The organism is Aeromonas sp. TS_SC_11 (assembly GCF_057318915.1).
On the sequence record NZ_CM170470.1, the window covers coordinates 1,915,512 to 1,932,953 of the forward strand.

Below are 17,442 nucleotides of genomic sequence, written 5' to 3' on the forward strand. Positions count from 1 at the left end.
GGTCAGGGAGACACACCATGAGCCAAGAACAACTGGTTATGCAGGATGCCGAGTTAGAGTTCGACGAAGAGCTGGAGACCCGTGAGGAAGAAGAGGTTCAGGAAGTAGCCGCTGAAGTTGAAGAGACTATTTCCGATGAACTGATGGCTCCGGAAGTCAACAAGGTGATGGATGCTACCCAGCTCTATTTGGGGGAGATTGGCTTCTCCCCCTTGCTCACCGCCGAAGAAGAAGTCTATTACGCTCGTCGTGCGTTGCGAGGCGACAAAGCCGCCCGCAAGCGCATGATTGAGTCCAACCTGAGATTGGTGGTCAAGATCGCCCGTCGCTACAACAACCGCGGCCTGGTGCTGCTGGATCTCATCGAAGAGGGCAACCTTGGCCTCATCCGCGCGGTAGAGAAATTCGACCCGGAACGCGGCTTTCGTTTTTCCACCTATGCCACCTGGTGGATCCGCCAGACCATAGAGCGGGCCATCATGAACCAGACCCGCACCATCCGTCTGCCTATTCATGTGGTCAAAGAGCTGAACGTTTATCTGCGTACTGCTCGTGAACTCTCCCATCGTCTCGATCATGAACCGACTGCAGAGGACATCGCCTTTGCACTGGATCGCTCGGTAGACGACGTAAATCGTATGCTCAAGCTCAACGAGAAGATCACCTCGGTGGATACCCCCATCGGTGGCGATCGTGACAAGGCGCTGCTGGATGTGCTCTCTGATGAACGTGGCATGGGGCCCGAGCTGGAGTCGCAGGATGACGACATGCGTGCCAGCATAGTGCACTGGCTGGAAGAGCTTAATCCCAAGCAGCGCGAAGTACTGGCACGTCGTTTCGGTCTGCTCGGTTATGAACCGGCCACGCTGGAAGATGTAGGATCCGAGATAGGCTTGACTCGGGAGCGGGTACGCCAGATCCAGGTGGAAGGACTGCGTCGCCTGCGGGAGATCCTGCTGGGGCAGGGGCTCTCCATTGAGGCACTGTTTCGTACCAATTAGTTAGTACCAAGGCAGTCTGATACTGCTGATAGAAATGAAGAAGGGGCCATGTGCCCCTTCTTCTATTGCAACTGGATCCGCAAGATCACACCGGATCCAGAGTGTCCAGTGGCCAGCGTGGTACTGCTTTGACCGCAAGCGGCTCGAACACACCTGCCTTCAGGCGCTGCATGCCGGCATAGGCGATCATGGCGCCGTTATCGGTGCAGTACTCGGTACGCGGATAGAACACCTCACCCTTGAGGCTCTCCATCAGCTCGGCCAGCTGGGCTCGCAGGTGACGGTTGGCACTGACGCCACCGGCTACCACCAGCCGTTTGAGGCCGGTCTCTTTCAGAGCGCGACGGCACTTGATAGCCAGGGTATCGACCACCGCATCTTCAAACGCACGGGCGATATCGGCACGGGTCTGCTCATCGTCACCGTTGGCTGCTATGGTGTTGGCGGCAAAGGTCTTGAGACCGGAAAAGCTCATGTCGAGCCCAGGACGGTCAGTCATGGGACGGGGGAAGTGGAAACGTCCGGTGGTGCCCTTTTCTGCCAGCCTGGAAAGCAGTGGGCCACCCGGGTAGTCCAGCCCCATCAGTTTGGCGGTCTTGTCGAACGCCTCGCCGGCGGCATCATCGATGGACTCGCCTAGCAGCAGATAGCTGCCGATACCGTCAACCCGCACCAGCATGGAGTGACCACCGGAGACCAGCAGTGCCACGAAGGGGAACTCGGGCGCTCTCTCTTCCAGCATGGGAGCCAGCAGGTGGCCTTCCATATGATGTACGGCGATGGCCGGTTTGTTCCACGCCATGGCCAGCGAGCGGCCTATGGTGGCCCCTACCAGAATGGCGCCCACCAGGCCCGGGCCCGCGGTATACGCGATGCCGTCGATGTCATCTTTACCCAGTCCCGCCTCTTGCAATGCGGCCTGGATCAAGGGGATCGTCTTGCGAACATGATCTCGGCTGGCGAGCTCGGGGACAACGCCACCGTAGTCCGCATGCAGCTTGACCTGGCTGTACAACTGATGGGAAAGGATCCCTTTTTGATCGTCGAAGATCGCGATCCCGGTTTCGTCACAGGATGTCTCTATGCCCAATACACGCATTGCTAAAAAATTTCACTGCTAAAATGAGACGGCTATGGTAACCTTCGCGGGTTTTTTAAACCAGAGCGATCTCTGCGGGTTTACTTTCATTCCCTGTCCAGAGTATAATTTCGCACCATTTTAAGACATGCTGATCGACTGATGGTCAGCTAACAATATATCACTGAGGTGAAAGGCACATGCCAGTAATCAAAGTCCGTGAAAATGAGCCGTTTGACGTTGCTCTGCGTCGCTTCAAGCGTTCTTGCGAAAAGGCCGGTATCCTGTCTGAAGTTCGTAGCCGTGAGTTCTACGAGAAGCCGACTACCATTCGTAAGCGCGCCAAAGCGTCTGCTGTAAAGCGTCACGCCAAGAAGCTGTCTCGCGAAAACGCACGTCGTATCCGCCTGTACTAATCGGGGGATAATGCCGTGTCTCTGAAGGATCAACTCAAGGATCAACAAAAACTTGCCATGCTTGCCAGAGATAAGGCTCGCTTGGGGGCGATCCGTTTGTTGATGGCAGAAATCAAGCAACGTGAAGTTGATTCCCGTATCGAGCTCAATGATGAGGATATCCTCGCTGTCGTGACCAAAATGGTCAAACAGCGCCGCGATTCCATCAGCCAATTTGAAGCTGCTGGTCGCCAGGATCTCGCCGACAAAGAGTCCGCCGAGATCGTTGTGCTGCAGGAATTCCTGCCACAACAGCTGACCGCAGACGAAATTGCCGCACTGATTGAGCAAGCCATCACTGAAAGTGGTGCTGCCGTCATGGCTGATATGGGCAAGGTCATGGCTGTCTTGAAGCCGAAAATTCAGGGGCGTGCCGACGTCGGCGCCGTCAGTGCTCAGGTGAAAACCCGCTTGGCGTAACAGGCAACTCTCTTGTTTGGTCGAAGAAGCCGTGCTTCCTTGGGAATGCGCGGCTTTTTTATTTTCTACGCAGTGAAACAGGACGGTTATGGCAGGCAGGATCCCACAATCCTTTATCGATGATCTGCTCGTACGCACAGACATAGTCGAGCTGATCGACTCGCGAGTGCGGCTGAAAAAAGCCGGTAAGAACTACCAGGCTTGCTGCCCTTTTCATAACGAAAAAAGCCCTTCTTTTACCGTCAGCCAGGAAAAACAGTTCTATCACTGTTTCGGTTGTGGTGCCCACGGCAATGCCATCGGTTTTGTCATGGAGTACGACGGTCTCGAATTTCCCGATGCTATCGAAGAGCTCGCCAGCATGCAGGGCATGCAGGTACCTCGCGAGCAGAGCATGGGTGGCTCCGCCAGTTCCCAACCCGCCGTCAGCAAGGATCTCTATGAGCTGATGAGCCAGATCGCCCGCTTCTATGAAAGCAACCTGAAGAGTGCCCCCCAGGCGGTGGAATACTTGAAGGGGCGCGGGCTGACCGGGGAAGTGGTCAAGCGTTTCAATATTGGTTATGCCCCAGCAGATTGGGATCAGGTGAGACGCCGTTTTGGCGCCAGCCGCGATCACGAGCAGTTGCTCATCTCGGGTGGCATGTTGATCACTCGTGACAGCGGTGCCGGCAGCTATGATCGCTTCCGCGATCGCATCATGTTCCCGATCCGTGACAAGCGGGGCCGAGTCATAGGTTTCGGTGGCCGGGTGCTGGGTGATGGCACGCCCAAGTACCTGAACTCGCCGGAAACCCCGATCTTTCACAAGGGGCGGGAGCTGTTCGGTCTCTACGAAGTGAAACAGGCACACAAAGATCCGCGCCGGATCCTGGTAGTCGAAGGCTACATGGATGTGGTGGCGCTTGGTCAATACGACATCGACTATGCCGTTGCTGCCTTGGGAACCGCCACCACAACTGACCATATCCACACCCTGTTTCGCACCACGGCAGAGGTGGTTTGCTGCTACGACGGTGACAATGCCGGTCGTGAAGCGGCCTGGCGAGCGCTGGATAATGCACTGTCCCATCTGCAGGATGGACGTGAACTCAAATTCGTGTTCCTGCCCGATGGAGAAGATCCGGATTCGCTGGTGCGTCAGATTGGTAAGGAAGGTTTTGAGGCCTTGCTGGATCAAGCTCAACCCTTCGCCGACTTCATGTTCGAGCGTCTGGGGCGGGATGCTGCCCTCTCCGGTGAGGCGGGCAAGTTCGAGGTGGCCAACAAGGCAGCCGAGCTTATTCGCCGCGTACCGGAAGGGTTTACCCGCGAAGGGTTGATCACCCGCCTCTCCAGCATGATGCGCTGGGGGGAGAATAAACAACGTATTGCCGAATTGTTCGCCCGCAATAGCCAGCCGAAGGCAGAACTCACCAAACCCAAAGCTGCCAAGCTGACACCATTGCGCCGAGCACTGGCGCTGATGGTACAGTATCCGTCGGTCACCGCCGAACTGCCGGCCATGCCTGAGCTGGCTGGATTGCGGGTACAAGGCATCAAGTTTCTGTTGCAGCTGCATCAGCAGATCCTGGCGCAATCCGGCATTACTACCGGCATCTTGCTGGAACACTGGCGTGGTACCAAAGAAGGCGAGATCCTGGCCCAGTTGGCAATGCACGACTTGTTTGAAGAGGTAAAGCTCGACCAGGAGCCGGATATTCTGGGAGAATTGCAGGATACCTTCGTCGGCTTTATTAACCAGTTTCTGAAGCAACGAATTGAAGAATTGCAGGCCAAAGTGGCTCAGGAAGGGCTAAGCTCTGAGGAAACACAGGAGCTGATGATGCTGATCAGAGAAGTACAGACTGAGAAAAGAAATGAGAGTGGGGCTTGATAATTGAGTGATTAGTCCCAATATAAATAGCGTTGCCCGAATCGACGGGATTAAAAGCAAACACTTTATGACCGCCTGGCCCCGACAATACTGCGGGCAGGGGTTTCTCACGACCGACGCCGCAACCAGACATAGCATGTCTGGCGGTTTTCTATTAGAATTGGCTATTTGCGCAGCAGCGCACTGTACGCGCAACCTAGCATCACCAACCGGATGAGTTCTATGGAGCAAACCCCGCAGTCTCAGCTTAAACTCCTCGTTGCCAAAGGTAAAGAACAGGGCTACCTGACCTATGCCGAGGTGAACGATCACCTCCCGCAAGACATTGTCGACTCTGACCAGATCGAAGACATCATCCAGATGATCAACGACATGGGTATTCAGGTGGTTGAAAACGCCCCGGATGCCGATGACCTTATCATGGCTGAAGGTGGTACTGCCGATGAGGACGCTGCCGAAGCAGCGGCCCAGGCACTGGCATCTGTTGAATCTGAGATTGGTCGTACGACCGATCCCGTCCGCATGTACATGCGGGAAATGGGTACCGTCGAACTGCTGACCCGCGAAGGCGAAATCGACATCGCCAAGCGGATCGAAGACGGTATCAACCAGGTACAAAGCTCTGTGGCAGAGTACCCGGAAGCGATTACCTATCTGCTTGAGCAGTATGATAAATACGAAGCCGAACAGCTGCGTCTGTCCGATATCATCTCAGGTTTTATCGATCCTAACGAAGCCGATGATGTAGCACCGACTGCTACCCATATCGGTTCCGAACTTGGCGAAGACGATCTGGCCGACGAAGACGAAGACGAAGACGAAGATGAAGACGACGATGGTGACAGCTCGGATGACGAAGGTGACGGTGGTCCTGATCCGGAAGTTGCTCGCGAGAAGTTTGGTGATCTGCGTGCCCAGTATGAGGTAACTCGCCTCTCCATTCAGAAGAATGGCCGTGCTCACGAAGATACCCAAGCTGCGATTGCCCAGCTGGCCGATGTGTTCCGTCAATTCCGCCTGATGCCCAAGCAGTTCGATCGCCTGGTCAACAATATGCGCGAAATGATGGAGCGCGTCCGCGTGCAGGAACGCATCATCATGAAGCTCTGCGTTGAGCAGGCCAAAATGCCGAAGAAAACCTTCGTTGCGGCCTTCACCAACAACGAGTGTGAAACTGCCTGGTTTGAATACCAGAAACAGGCTGGCAAGGCTTGGTCTCCACGTCTGCTTGAGATGGACGAAGAAGTACTGCGTTCCATCGGCAAACTGCAGCAGATTGAAGAAGAGACGGGGCTGTCCATCGCGCAGATCAAGGACATCAACCGTCGCATGAGCATTGGTGAGGCCAAGGCCCGCCGTGCGAAGAAAGAGATGGTTGAGGCGAACTTGCGTCTGGTTATCTCTATCGCCAAGAAGTACACCAACCGCGGTCTGCAGTTCCTGGATCTGATCCAAGAGGGCAACATAGGTTTGATGAAAGCGGTAGACAAGTTTGAATACCGTCGTGGCTACAAGTTCTCGACCTATGCCACCTGGTGGATCCGTCAGGCCATTACCCGCTCCATTGCGGATCAGGCCCGTACCATCCGTATCCCGGTACACATGATCGAGACCATCAACAAGCTCAACCGTATCTCCCGTCAGATGCTGCAGGAGATGGGTCGTGAACCGAACCCGGAAGAGCTGGCCATGCGCATGGGCATGCCGGAAGACAAGATCCGCAAGGTACTGAAAATTGCCAAAGAGCCTATCTCCATGGAGACGCCCATTGGTGATGATGAAGATTCCCACCTGGGCGACTTCATCGAAGATACCACCCTGGCCCTGCCAGCGGATGCAGCCACCAGCGAAAGCCTGCGCAACGCGACCCGCGAAGTGCTGGCCGGTCTGACCGCTCGTGAAGCCAAGGTACTGCGGATGCGTTTCGGGATCGACATGAACACTGACCACACCCTCGAGGAAGTGGGCAAGCAGTTCGACGTTACCCGTGAGCGTATTCGCCAGATCGAAGCCAAGGCGCTGCGCAAGCTGCGCCATCCGAGCCGCTCGGAAGTGCTGCGTAGCTTCCTGGACGAATAGTCCCTAGGTATCTGCCCGAGTTGTCGTCTCAAAAGCCCCGCCATGCGGGGCTTTGTTTTATTCGGGTTTCACGAAGAGGCCGGGGGACAGACATATTGATAGCCGAGTGGACAAAATGTCGCCAAGTGATTGATCTGCCTATGGACTGACTAGCAGACATCCCCTATAATCCACGCCGCAAACCAACATTCTGGCCCCTTAGCTCAGTTGGTTAGAGCAGTCGACTCATAATCGATTGGTCGCCCGTTCAAGTCGGGCAGGGGCCACCAAATCCAGAAAGGCGCAGTAGGTTAGTAACCGCTGCGCCTTTTCTATTTCTGGCGTTTTGAAGTGTACTTGTGAGTGTACTTAGCTAACTGCTAGGGGCGGAATGGTGACGGCATTCCAAGCCCTATCAATTGCCCAGTGATGGGTTGACACAATGACAGTGGTTTTAGGGGACAGGAAGAAAAGTTGTGTGGGGAGCGGAGAGAGGCATCGTCGATTTGCTGGGGGGAATTGCATGGAGGGGAGCAGGGGGTAAGGGGGGTTCTTATATATATGCAATGAGGCTTGAAAAAATCTCACAGAAAATATGACAAATGGCCCTCTCTGCAATAGCCAATACAACCCCATAGATGTACTAGCAACAGAGGATAGTAATCAGATGGGGACTGTATGTCTTGAGAGGCGTAAGGGGTAAAGCGCTTCCCCTCTGTCACCGGATTACTTCATCTTTCACGGCTTCATAGTAGGAATAATGGGAGTGTCGAGCGCATAAAGGGCAAGAGATACGCTCATCGCGCCAATCTTTCTTCTGAATGAGCGTTACGCCCTTACAAGCTGGACAGTGGTAATTGATATTCAGCGCCCTTAGCTCTTCTTGGCGTTCGCTGTCAACGTTCAGAAGGGCCAAATCAAGCGTCCCTTGTAGCGAACGAGTATCGGTATAGACACCATCACACAAAGCCATATCAAAGCCTTTAAGTTTGGGTGGCGTAATGCGGTAGCTAGAGCCTTTACGCTCAATGACAATGCCCTTGTAAGAGAATTTGATAACATCTGGTTTGTATTCATGAGTGCGGACAGGCTTATCTGCCTGCCCTCCGAATTTGAAATTTGCTATCTTGGGCTTCTTGATGAGAGGCATTAACCACCTCTCAGCTTCTTGAAGAACTCTACAGCGTCCTGAGTGTTGTTAAGCGGATTTGGCTTATAACCAGCTTTCACACGTCTAGCCCGTTCCCATTGCTGCCATTGCTTGGTTGTCCAATTGGCGTTGGCTAGTTCTTCCCCCGTAAATTCTGTTTGTTGGGGAGCTTCAGAGAATCCATGTTTGCGCATAGCATCATTCTTCAATGACTGCATATAAGCAATGTGCTCTTTAGAGCCAGCACCAATACCAAGAGCTTTCATGCTCTTGCTCACTTTAGAGGCGTCGCCTTGAGCCTCTTGAATGATGGCTGCAAGCTGATCATCACTAATTGATTCGTCTTGAAACAGGTCTTTGATTTGTTCATTCATATTTAACTTCTCCGAAAGGGGTTAGGTGCCCAGGTGAAAGGGGCATCAATGTCATAGTTCTTGAATTTTGAATAATCGCGGTAGTGGTCACAGTGGGTTACAGGAACCCGTTTGCGTGTGTTAAGAAAACACCACATAGTAAGAGTCCTACTTTGCTAAAAATGGCTGTTTTAAGCCTTGATAGACAAGGTCTGGAGAGGAAGTGACACAGGGGGGAGGTACTGCCCTACAGGGTAGGGGGAGTGGCACTAATAAGCTCGTTACGCAGTCGATGATAAGTGCGTTTAGAAAGGCCGTATTTGGTATGCAATACAGAGTGGGAACAACCGAGCTTAATCTCTCGCTCTAGCTCTGGGGTACGTTGGTAGCGCATCCCTTTCGATTTATTCAATTGTTCTTGCTTTGTGAGTAAGGCTTCATCGATTGCTTCAGAGAGAGTAAAAGTATCAGTGACTAGCAATCGGCTGTAAAGGCTGGTCGGCCTGATGCCTGCAATCACTTTGATGATACCATTTGCGCTTTGGCGCTCTACACATACCGCCTTGTCTTGTTGGTTGTAATAGACGCGATAGAGGTTCATACAGTAACAACCTCCTCGCCAACTACGACCGTGACGCCCTCAGAGGAGACGGTGTTACTGATCTCTCGCATAGCCAAGCTTATGTACCTTTCTGGGAGTTCTCTGTAACTCACCGCGTTATCTAAGCATCCTGCTAGGAGGATTAACTCCCCTGCTCGATCTCGTCCTACTGCGCAGCATCGGCCATATTGATCGAGGTGCGCTATTATTGTTCTTTGCATTCTTGTTCTTCCGCTCCCACAGTAGAAAGCCGTAAGTTATTTAAGAGGGTACGCACACTCTCACGAGAGAAAGGTTTGCCTCGTTGGGTTAGCAATCCTTTTTCATTCAGCGCTGACGCCATCGCGTTGTATCCGTAGCCAAACGCAAGGAGTTCTTGAACGGGGCCCACCAGTTTTTCTAAGTATGTTCTAGTAGCGATGCCCTTGGCTTGGTTGAACTGCTCGTGTGTCGAATTGAAACGTTTCATTAGATTCACCTATGAAAAATAAAAATAGAAAGGGTGTGGGTGAGGAACACCACGAAGGGGTAAAGAAATATCAACTCACCAATTATCTTGATCATCATCGTCACTTCCCCATGCCCATTCTTCTTCTGCATACACGTCTTGTACTGGGACTGGGTCCGGCTGTTCTTTAGGAGGGGCGAGTTTGTCGAGGTTAAGAATGAGGATTCTCGAACGGGAGTTACTGTCTTGGTGGAACTTAGTCACGCGCTCTAAGTACTGTAGCTCTTCAAGACGGGCTAATGAGTACTTGATTGAACGCTCTGAAAGATTTGTGATGGATGCCAACCGTTGATTGGTTGGCCAAGCGCGAGCGTCTTTATCACGTTGGGGATTAACGAAGGAAGATATTGCTATCAGGGTATGCTTGTCATTGCTAGATAGATCAGGAAGGGTTGCTCTACACAACCTCGTTGTTATCTCTAATTGCGTCATCACTCGTGTGTGATCCTCTCTTTTTCTTAGCCAGTTCCCTAAGGATGAGGCTGACAATAAAGCGAGTAGGTTTCATGCCTTCTGGCAGGTACTTGATAAGGTCATTCGCCACAAAGGCAGGCAGCTTTACTCGCAAGCCGTTCTGTTCGCTGTACATATTTTCTACCTGTTTCTGCTATGGACGGTAACAGTCCGCAAGGGCTTATCCCCGAGCAGACTCTATTTTCATGTTGTTCTTACTTATATATACCCCGATTTTTCAAAAAACCTGACAAATATTTTTAATCTTTTGATGTTAAGCTAGTGTGGCATGACTCTAGCCTAGAAGGTGATACCATTAATCAGTCATCTATTCTTAGTGTAAGGGGGGGGGGGGGGGGGGGGGCACCAATTGCCTGGGGGGGGGCACCAATTGCCCAATAACAAATAACGTAACAGATAAATAAATAACTATTACAGGGCACACAGTGCCCCCCTTGTGCCGAAGGCGTATATAGAAACTATCTGACTGTATGTGCCTCAGGCCGGCAGGGCCAAGCTAAAGATACGCCTAAAGGAAAGAGAGAAAAGACAAACTACTTCTCTCCTGTCCTTCAGTAGCCCTTGGCCACTAGCTACCTACAGTCATGGACTGTGTAGGTTCCTTCTCTTCTTTTAGGCGTATCTTTACTCTTTGCCGAAGGCGTTAGTCTGCTTACGTATGTCATAGAGTGTCACTAGGCGTAGCCTATGGATTCTACAGGTAATCTCCTAAACCTCGTTAGAGAGTCTCCTAGACGCCTTCCTGTGTGTTTATCTAATCAGCGTTGCTTTCTTCAATCACACACAAACGTCCTTTGGTTTGGATCAAAATGTGTCTGGGCTTACCACTATCCAATATTCCCCAGACACCAACCAATTCGATTCTATCGTCATAAACCCTGATGTCTCGTCCTTCAAAGCTAACGTGCCCTCCTTGTGACTCACACATAATCTTTCCCTTTTCAAAGTTTGGATAGAACTTGAAAAGGAATGGCCCTGCCACCAAGATCAGCAACACAGCAATGATCGCTATGAAGGAGACTTTTCTATAAAAATCCATGACAATCAAGCCCTAGTCTAAAACGATCCTTGGCGGTTCCTGACTGCCATCACTATCAAGGTACTCCTCAAACTTGGCAATGAAAGCAGAGAGGGCTTTGTGAAGCTTGTGCAAGTCGTACCCACGTAAATCAATATTAGAGAGTATCGACTGTGCCATGCCTAACGCATCTTCATCCATGCTAATCTGATCAATTGAAAACCCCTGTTTTGCTAAGTGTTGGTGCAACCAATGAACATCTGAGGGGGTCTTATACAAACACCAATGGAAGAAAAATATCAGCGCACCACACTCATATATGAAGTGGAAAGGGGCGTCTGTATTCCCCTTTGTTTGCTCCACCATATGACACAGCTCATAACCATTCTTAGGCCCAAGATCCATCATCATACGTGATACCAATGATGACTTAATCCCCAGGGCACGTGACAATAATTTTACTCCCTTTCTTACAGTTTTTGCTTCGGGGTTTAGTCTAATGAACACTTGATATAAACAGATTCCCACAGCCAAAAGAGCAAGCAAACCGTAGCCTATTGTTATTGCCATTCCATCCCTGCCCTAGCTTGACATAACTAACCAGCATGGTAGCGCCTTTGGCGTCAGGAAGATAACTCACGTCCCCCAAAGTTAACGGAAACCACGGTATCCGCTGCCAGATCCAATAACCGCCGCTCCCATAGCTCCAAGGCTCGGCGCTTCTCTGGTAGGTACTCATATCGGTCATAGTGTTTACTGGATACGTCATTCAGGGCGTGATTCTGTAGGCGGTCGCGCAGATCTTTAGCTATGCCAAGCTCACCCATCAGGGTCTTACAGGTGCGGCGAAAATCGCGGGGGATAAAGTGCGCCATCTCGGTGCGTTTACGGTAACGGTCAATCGCTTGGCTAAGTGAGGCCATCGGCATTGGCTCGTTTGGCTTGGTGGCGTGAGCAAAGATAAAGGGGCTACCCGCCGTTTCCTCTTGCTGCTCTCTCAGTACTCGTAAGGCACTATCAGTAAGGGGGATCAGGTGGGGGCGGCCATTCTTGGAAAGCTCGGCGGTAATGGTCAGGGTCTTGGCTTGCCAGTCGATACTTGCCCAGCGTGAGGCGGCAAGTTCATAGGGACGTTGGCCGCCCGTGAAGAAACAGAGTCGGATCAGGCTGCGCAGGGTCAAGCCTAAGCTAGTGGGTTGCTCCATATCATCGAGCAACTGGCGAGCCTCTGCCCACGTTAGGAAACGCTCCCCAACGCGTTCGGCGGCCTTTTGCTTGGGTATGGCAGCCACCGGATTAAGCACCAAACCAAATTTGGCATCGTCTATGAAGTTGGCGGGGTCGTTGTCATGCTTTAGCCCGTAATTGAATGCGGCCATTAGATAGCTTCTGACTCGATTGGATTGGGTAGCAGCACCACGGTGGATCATGTGTGCCAGAATGATTTTGATATCGTGTGCGGTCACGTCCTTAGCTTTGGTCGTGGGTTTGATTACTGGGTAGGTCTCTTTCTCCAAGGCCACCAATACGGCCTCATAGGTGCGCTTGCCATCCTTATTCATCTGCTCGGTGTAGCTTTTGAATAGCTGCTCAATGGTTCCTTGCTGCTCATGCTCCCGCTTTTCTTGCTCCCGCTCCTTTGCTTGACGGGCCAGCTCGTCTTTGGGGTCTAGGCCATCGCGGATCATCTGACCAAACGCCTTGGCCTTCTCGCGGGCATCGGCAAGGGTGAGGTTTGGGAAGCTGCCAAGCGGTATAAATGCCCACTTCCCATCGCGCCTGTAGCGAAACGTCAGGGTCTTTGTGCCACTAGGGAATACCTGTACACCTAACCTCCCTTCTCCTCGGGTGCGATTGTCGTCAGTCTGAAAATACGGGTTCTTTTTCGCGGGTAGCGCGTTTACTTCACTGTGAGTCAATGGCATTGGATGGCAAACCTCGCTAAGTGCACTTCAATATTTTCGAAGTGTACTTGCAAGTGTACTTGGAATGAAGCTACCTGTTACTATCTGAGACATAATGATACACAGCATGCTTGTAAGTGATTGTTATGTAGGTAATTAAAAATCCGCGCCGCAAACCAACATTCTGGCCCCTTAGCTCAGTTGGTTAGAGCAGTCGACTCATAATCGATTGGTCGCCCGTTCAAGTCGGGCAGGGGCCACCAAATCCAGACAACGCCGCTCATCATGAGCGGCGTTGTCGTTTCTGGCGCTTACCATTGCCGGTCCAGATCGGTGGCGTAGAGCGCCATGGCGCGTCGATAAGGGATCAGAGCGGGAGCGGTTGTCGTCTCTGCCAGCACCGCCAGCAGGCTCTCCATTCCCTCCTTGTGGCGCCCCAGGTTGTAGCAAACCATGGCGCGAAATACCTTGAACTCATTGGCATTCGGGAAGCAGGCCTGACCCTGCTCGAAGGCCGTCAGCGCCTCCGGATACTGTCCTGTGGTGCGATAAGAGCTGCCAAGGCCGAGCCAGGCTCCGCGCAGCGCCTCACCCGCCAGCCCCAGTGCGATGGCCCGCTGATAGAGGGGGATCGCCTGTGCCTCTCGCCCCAGGTTATCGTGCAGGCCAGCCACTTCATAATGCAGCTCGGCGTTTTGCGGATGCTCTGCGAGCTGAAGCAGGCCGTGTTGACGAGCCTCTTCGATCCGTCCCTCGGCTTTCAGATTTTGTAGCTGTTCCATATGCGCTCCTGCATGGGAATGTCGACTCAGTATGCCTGCGAGTCGGCGACCGGGAAATGACAGAGGGCGCACTATCGTGTGGGGGCAAGGGGCAGTTTATATGGCTCCACATGAGCCTGGCCCCCTGCCCGGATGGGAAGGAGGCCCTGCTGGTTGGTAGCAACTTGAAAGCGTCGCAACCCCTTGGGGTTTACTGGGCGTTCAGGCTGTAGGTCAGTGTCTGATCGTTGAAGCGGACCACATAGGCTCCCACCACCGGGGTAGTGATGTCGGCACCGGTCAGCTCGGCGACGCCATCCTTGTTGGTATCCCCGTAGTTCTGGCTCCAGTCACCCTTTACATCGAACTTGAAGCGCTGGTTGGTTTGGCCATCGAAGGTGACTCGTGCTTCCCACTGATTGTCGGCGACCAGGGTCATGGCAAGAACACCCCAGCCGTTCGGGGTACCGCGAAAGTGCAGGGTCGGCAGCTCGCTGGTGTAGGCGTCACTGCCGTCGATCACGTTCACGGTCGCGCTGGCACTGGCTGTCAGCCCTTCTATATCGGTGACAGTGACTGTCACTGTGCGGGAACCCAGGGTATCGAACTGGATAGTCTCTGTCTTGCCGATGCCACCGGTGGACCAGCTGTAACTCGCCACACCGGCATCATCGGTGGAGCCTGAGGCGTCAAACACCAGGTTCTCACCCAGCTTGACGCTGGGGTTTTTGGGCGAGATGACCGCAACTGGCGCCTGGTTATTGTTCAATGCAGTGACCGTGTAGCTGAGATCGCTCTCCTTGAGAGCGATGCGATACTGGCCGGCACCATTGAAGTAGATATCCCTGGTACTGCCCTTGTCGGCAATGCCGTCCCCTTCGTTGTCACCGTAGTTCTCGGTCCAGTTGCCAAACACATCGAACTTGAAGCGCTGGGCACCGCTGGTGTCACCGGCGCCGGTGAAGTTGATGATGGCCGACCAGATGCGGTTGGCGTCCACCTGCATTGCCGTGTTGCCCCAGGCATTATGGGTACCGCGCAGGTTCATGCTGCTGAATCGGTTACCCGGAATGAGGCCACCGCAAGGGGCTGCCTTGGTACAGCCGACCAGGATGGCGGCGGCCTTCATGCCGACGAGGTCCAGGCTGGCCTTGCCGCTGCCGTCGACCTTGATGTAGGCGCCGCTGCAGTAATCATTGCCACTCAGGATGTTGCAGTACTCGCCAGCGGGCAGTCCGGTCTGGACTGAGGCTATCAGGTTGCCGCTTTCGTTGTTGATGGCGACGAAACCTTTGTCACCCCGACCGAAGGCAATCTGGTTGTTGCCGTTATCCCACCAGTTGTTGACCGGCAGATCCTTGGTCTGGTTGTGGAACATGGCCATGTTCATGATCTGTGGACGGCGTTGTTCACAGTTCCACTGGGTATCGGAGCAAGGTGTGCTGCCAGGGGCGCCCTTGTCGGTTTCGTAGGTACCCATGTTCTCGAAGCGATATCCCGACATTACCTGTTTCCAGCCATAGGGCCAGGCCATCATGAAGACGTTGGCCAGCTCATAGCGGGCACCGTTCATAAAAGTGAGCATGCCGCCGCCACCGTGACCGCGCTCGCGGTCGTGGTTGACCACGAAGATGAAGGACTTGTCGGAAGGGAGCAGGCCCCAGCTCTCTCCCAGGGTTTTGAGATTCTTGATCTTGCCGTTGAAGTTGGCAGCGAGATCGGTGCCGTACTTGAACTCGGTGACTGTGTCGATATGGGTGTAGCGATTGGGCTGGATCTCGGCGGATTCACCACCTGCGCCGATCACTTCCAGATAGGCTTTTGGGGAGCCTGCCTTGACGAGGATGGCCTTCACATCGGCAGGGGCCATGTGTTTGGCCGCGTCAACCCGAAAACCCGAAACTCCCCAACCGAGCAGGGTCTTCATATAGGTGGCAATCTGATCCTGCACATAGGGCGACTCGGTTTTCAGGTCCGGCATCCCGTAGAGCGCGCCATTCCAGACGTTGTTGCTGTCGCCGTAGTTGGTGATGTCACCGCTATGGTGGAAGTCGTTGTAGCCGAACTGGGGATACTGATATTGCCCCGAGTTGTAGCTGCCGCCGCCGGTGGCGGTTCCCGTGCCCGATGCCAGCTGGTTGAAGACGGCATCGGCGTATATCTTGACCCCGGCGGCGTTACAGCGGGCGATCATGCTCTTGAGCTCCGCCTCGTTGCCGCCATGGCTATTGAAATTTTTGAAGCTGACAGGTTGATAGACGGTCCACCAGACCTGGCTTCCTTGCTTGTGCTCGGCAGGCGGCGTGATCTGAACGCTTCCGAATCCCTTGGGGCCGAGGACATTCTCGCACTCGTTGGCGATGTCGTTGAACTTCCATTGGAACAGGTGAACCATGACGCCTTCGGCGGTGGCAGTGTGGCTGAATGAGCTCAGGACCGCAGTGAGCATGGCAGTTCGAAACAGTGTGTTGTGCATGACGATTTTCCCTTCGATTTTGCTGTTATTGATGTATCACTGTCTGAATGTCGAACGGACAACGAACAATCCTCGTTCGGCTCAGTAGCATCAATGAAATCGATTTGGTTGAAAATCAAACAATTTTATTTAGTTAATAATTGTGAATGAAAATGCTTTCATGCCTGTTTGAACGGTTATCGATGACAAGGTATGAGGCTTTCCAGCGTCGGAATCATCCGGTATCGACGCTGGCGTTAAGCAGGGGAAGGATGACTGGGTATGCAGGTGCGAGTATGCCGATGCAGCATGGCCGCATCTAGATGATGTCGGGATACGGGCACCCGGGGAGGATGCCCGTCTGGGTCAAGAGTGCGGCTCTTGCCGGACTGTTGCGGTACGCTGGCGCATCGGCAACATGCGAGCTACCAGGTTGCTGCGCTGACGCCAGGAGGTGAACGCCAGGGCCGTCAGGTGCAGAGCAATCAGCCCCTGCAGCACCCAGGTACACCAGACGTGCCAGTCATCGGCACCCAGCTCAAACCCCGTCTCCGTGTTCTGAAACCAGCCGCTACCTGCGGTGGCCAATACGGTCAGCCAGAGCGCCCATACCGCCAGTTTGCCGCTGCCATGATGACCGGGGGCGGCCGGAGCACGTTCCCGCAGCTCCACGGCCTGCTGGCGAAAATCTTCCCGGCTCGGGATCAGGGCTCGCAACCGGGCATGGTCTTTGGCGAAAGAGAGTCCCCACAGTAGGCGCAGGACAATCAGTGCCATGGCTGCGTACCCCAGCCATTCATGCCACTCCTCCCCGGCTTCGTTGAGCCAGAGATTGCCGACACAGGCAACCGCCACACCCCAATGGGTGAGGCGGACCAGACTATCCCAATGAAAGGGATCAGCCTTTTTGCTTGGCATATTTGTGGTACTCCTTCTTCAGGTCATTGACCTTGGCCAGGTGCTCGCGCGCCTTGGCCTCGTCACCCGCCTTGAGGGCGGCCAGGCTGGCATCCAGCTCGCTCTGCACCTCGTTCATGCCTTCCAGGAACTTCTCTTTCTTGGCGGTGGGCATGTTCTTCTGCTTGGCGACGTCGAGCTGAGCCTTCATCTCGTTGATGTGCTTCTCCATGGTGGCTGCATCGTCAGCTTTGACAGCCTGCTTGTAGTTGAAGCCGATCTTCTTCATCGGCTGTTCCAGATCACCTGCCATGGCAGGCAGGGTCATCAGGCCAAACATCAGGGGCAGCAACAGGGGGCGAACAGTTTTCAACATGGAATTTCCTTATTGGACGACATTGCGGTTTCTTATGGCACTCTTTTAAGTGCGGTT

The 17,442-nt window shown here is 53.5% G+C and carries 17 protein-coding genes and 2 tRNA genes; 7 read left to right on the top strand and 12 right to left on the bottom strand.

Features of this window, described 5'->3' with window-relative positions; genetic code table 11:
- The first annotated feature begins 17 nt into the window (after nucleotides 1-17).
- A complete protein-coding gene (rpoS, locus tag AC1P02_RS09120) occupies nucleotides 18-1,001 on the top strand; it encodes an RNA polymerase sigma factor RpoS (protein WP_017411567.1) in 984 nt (327 codons plus the stop codon).
- An 85-nt stretch (nucleotides 1,002-1,086) separates the two neighbouring features.
- On the opposite strand, the gene tsaD is transcribed toward rpoS, so the two are convergent.
- Nucleotides 1,087-2,100: a tRNA (adenosine(37)-N6)-threonylcarbamoyltransferase complex transferase subunit TsaD gene (gene tsaD, locus AC1P02_RS09125; protein WP_087757227.1), complete on the bottom strand. Its 1,014-nt coding sequence runs from the start codon at nucleotides 2,098-2,100 to the stop codon at nucleotides 1,087-1,089.
- Nucleotides 2,101-2,279: 179 nt separating this feature from the next.
- Between tsaD and rpsU the strand changes: the two genes are divergently transcribed.
- From rpsU to AC1P02_RS09150, 5 genes are all read left to right on the top strand, one after another.
- Nucleotides 2,280-2,495 (top strand): 30S ribosomal protein S21, encoded by a 216-nt coding sequence (rpsU, locus tag AC1P02_RS09130; RefSeq protein WP_005309452.1) that lies wholly within the window; start codon nucleotides 2,280-2,282, stop codon nucleotides 2,493-2,495.
- Between the two features lie 15 nt (nucleotides 2,496-2,510).
- A complete protein-coding gene (locus AC1P02_RS09135) occupies nucleotides 2,511-2,954 on the top strand; it encodes a GatB/YqeY domain-containing protein (RefSeq protein ID WP_021139213.1) in 444 nt (147 codons plus the stop codon).
- Nucleotides 2,955-3,042: 88 nt separating this feature from the next.
- Complete coding sequence (gene dnaG / locus AC1P02_RS09140) at nucleotides 3,043-4,830, top strand: DNA primase (RefSeq protein ID WP_021139214.1); 1,788 nt, start codon at nucleotides 3,043-3,045, stop codon at nucleotides 4,828-4,830.
- Nucleotides 4,831-5,052: 222 nt separating this feature from the next.
- Nucleotides 5,053-6,909: an RNA polymerase sigma factor RpoD gene (gene rpoD / locus AC1P02_RS09145; protein WP_058395209.1), complete on the top strand. Its 1,857-nt coding sequence runs from the start codon at nucleotides 5,053-5,055 to the stop codon at nucleotides 6,907-6,909.
- 192 nt (nucleotides 6,910-7,101) lie between these two features.
- Nucleotides 7,102-7,178: transfer RNA gene (locus tag AC1P02_RS09150), tRNA-Ile, on the top strand.
- Between the two features lie 428 nt (nucleotides 7,179-7,606).
- Here the strand turns inward: AC1P02_RS09150 and AC1P02_RS09155 are convergent.
- The 7 genes from AC1P02_RS09155 to AC1P02_RS09185 form a co-directional block, all read right to left on the bottom strand.
- Nucleotides 7,607-8,038 (bottom strand): hypothetical protein, encoded by a 432-nt coding sequence (locus AC1P02_RS09155; RefSeq protein WP_042643609.1) that lies wholly within the window; start codon nucleotides 8,036-8,038, stop codon nucleotides 7,607-7,609.
- Nucleotides 8,038-8,412, bottom strand: coding sequence for a hypothetical protein (locus tag AC1P02_RS09160; protein ID WP_042643607.1), 375 nt, complete (start codon nucleotides 8,410-8,412; stop codon nucleotides 8,038-8,040). The genes AC1P02_RS09155 and AC1P02_RS09160 overlap by 1 nt, the downstream gene beginning before the upstream one ends.
- A 226-nt stretch (nucleotides 8,413-8,638) precedes the next feature.
- Entirely contained in the window at nucleotides 8,639-8,992 is a 354-nt protein-coding gene (locus tag AC1P02_RS09165; RefSeq protein ID WP_485185107.1) for a hypothetical protein, read from the bottom strand.
- A 205-nt stretch (nucleotides 8,993-9,197) separates the two neighbouring features.
- Nucleotides 9,198-9,461 carry a recombinase family protein gene (locus AC1P02_RS09170; protein ID WP_485185109.1) on the bottom strand — a complete coding sequence of 88 codons (264 nt, stop codon included), beginning with the start codon at nucleotides 9,459-9,461 and terminating at the stop codon, nucleotides 9,198-9,200.
- A 75-nt stretch (nucleotides 9,462-9,536) separates the two neighbouring features.
- Nucleotides 9,537-9,932, bottom strand: coding sequence for a helix-turn-helix domain-containing protein (locus AC1P02_RS09175; RefSeq protein WP_485185111.1), 396 nt, complete (start codon nucleotides 9,930-9,932; stop codon nucleotides 9,537-9,539).
- Nucleotides 9,933-11,025: 1,093 nt separating this feature from the next.
- Nucleotides 11,026-11,562, bottom strand: a complete 537-nt coding sequence (locus AC1P02_RS09180) for a hypothetical protein (RefSeq protein WP_309265635.1) — start codon at nucleotides 11,560-11,562, stop codon at nucleotides 11,026-11,028.
- Nucleotides 11,563-11,615: 53 nt separating this feature from the next.
- Entirely contained in the window at nucleotides 11,616-12,917 is a 1,302-nt protein-coding gene (locus AC1P02_RS09185) for a tyrosine-type recombinase/integrase (protein WP_309265634.1), read from the bottom strand.
- Between the two features lie 165 nt (nucleotides 12,918-13,082).
- Here AC1P02_RS09185 and AC1P02_RS09190 point away from each other — a divergent pair.
- A tRNA-Ile gene (locus tag AC1P02_RS09190) sits at nucleotides 13,083-13,159 on the top strand.
- Between the two features lie 48 nt (nucleotides 13,160-13,207).
- Here the strand turns inward: AC1P02_RS09190 and AC1P02_RS09195 are convergent.
- The 4 genes from AC1P02_RS09195 to AC1P02_RS09210 all read right to left on the bottom strand — a co-directional run bounded on the left by AC1P02_RS09195 (nucleotide 13,208) and on the right by AC1P02_RS09210 (nucleotide 17,385).
- Nucleotides 13,208-13,678 carry a tetratricopeptide repeat protein gene (locus AC1P02_RS09195; protein WP_485185113.1) on the bottom strand — a complete coding sequence of 157 codons (471 nt, stop codon included), beginning with the start codon at nucleotides 13,676-13,678 and terminating at the stop codon, nucleotides 13,208-13,210.
- Nucleotides 13,679-13,868: 190 nt separating this feature from the next.
- Nucleotides 13,869-16,133 (bottom strand): alpha amylase C-terminal domain-containing protein, encoded by a 2,265-nt coding sequence (locus AC1P02_RS09200; protein WP_485185115.1) that lies wholly within the window; start codon nucleotides 16,131-16,133, stop codon nucleotides 13,869-13,871.
- Nucleotides 16,134-16,478: 345 nt separating this feature from the next.
- Entirely contained in the window at nucleotides 16,479-17,030 is a 552-nt protein-coding gene (locus AC1P02_RS09205; RefSeq protein WP_485185117.1) for a cytochrome b/b6 domain-containing protein, read from the bottom strand.
- Nucleotides 17,011-17,385, bottom strand: a complete 375-nt coding sequence (locus tag AC1P02_RS09210; protein ID WP_005318930.1) for a cytochrome b562 — start codon at nucleotides 17,383-17,385, stop codon at nucleotides 17,011-17,013. The genes AC1P02_RS09205 and AC1P02_RS09210 overlap by 20 nt, the downstream gene beginning before the upstream one ends.
- Nucleotides 17,386-17,442 lie beyond the last annotated feature (57 nt).

Bases quoted from the DNA above. Each gene is read 5' to 3' on its own strand.
- AC1P02_RS09205 (WP_485185117.1), bottom strand. From the start codon at position 17,030: ATGCCAAGCAAAAAGGCTGATCCCTTTCATTGGGATAGTCTGGTCCGC.
- AC1P02_RS09160 (WP_042643607.1), bottom strand. From the start codon at position 8,412: ATGAATGAACAAATCAAAGACCTGTTTCAAGACGAATCAATTAGTGAT.
- AC1P02_RS09170 (WP_485185109.1), bottom strand. From the start codon at position 9,461: ATGAAACGTTTCAATTCGACACACGAGCAGTTCAACCAAGCCAAGGGC.
- AC1P02_RS09155 (WP_042643609.1), bottom strand. From the start codon at position 8,038: ATGCCTCTCATCAAGAAGCCCAAGATAGCAAATTTCAAATTCGGAGGG.
- tsaD (WP_087757227.1), bottom strand. From the start codon at position 2,100: ATGCGTGTATTGGGCATAGAGACATCCTGTGACGAAACCGGGATCGCG.
- AC1P02_RS09200 (WP_485185115.1), bottom strand. From the start codon at position 16,133: ATGCACAACACACTGTTTCGAACTGCCATGCTCACTGCGGTCCTGAGC.
- dnaG (WP_021139214.1), top strand. From the start codon at position 3,043: ATGGCAGGCAGGATCCCACAATCCTTTATCGATGATCTGCTCGTACGC.
- AC1P02_RS09210 (WP_005318930.1), bottom strand. From the start codon at position 17,385: ATGTTGAAAACTGTTCGCCCCCTGTTGCTGCCCCTGATGTTTGGCCTG.
- rpoD (WP_058395209.1), top strand. From the start codon at position 5,053: ATGGAGCAAACCCCGCAGTCTCAGCTTAAACTCCTCGTTGCCAAAGGT.
- AC1P02_RS09185 (WP_309265634.1), bottom strand. From the start codon at position 12,917: ATGCCATTGACTCACAGTGAAGTAAACGCGCTACCCGCGAAAAAGAAC.
- AC1P02_RS09165 (WP_485185107.1), bottom strand. From the start codon at position 8,992: ATGAACCTCTATCGCGTCTATTACAACCAACAAGACAAGGCGGTATGT.
- AC1P02_RS09175 (WP_485185111.1), bottom strand. From the start codon at position 9,932: ATGACGCAATTAGAGATAACAACGAGGTTGTGTAGAGCAACCCTTCCT.
- rpoS (WP_017411567.1), top strand. From the start codon at position 18: ATGAGCCAAGAACAACTGGTTATGCAGGATGCCGAGTTAGAGTTCGAC.
- rpsU (WP_005309452.1), top strand. From the start codon at position 2,280: ATGCCAGTAATCAAAGTCCGTGAAAATGAGCCGTTTGACGTTGCTCTG.
- AC1P02_RS09195 (WP_485185113.1), bottom strand. From the start codon at position 13,678: ATGGAACAGCTACAAAATCTGAAAGCCGAGGGACGGATCGAAGAGGCT.
- AC1P02_RS09180 (WP_309265635.1), bottom strand. From the start codon at position 11,562: ATGGCAATAACAATAGGCTACGGTTTGCTTGCTCTTTTGGCTGTGGGA.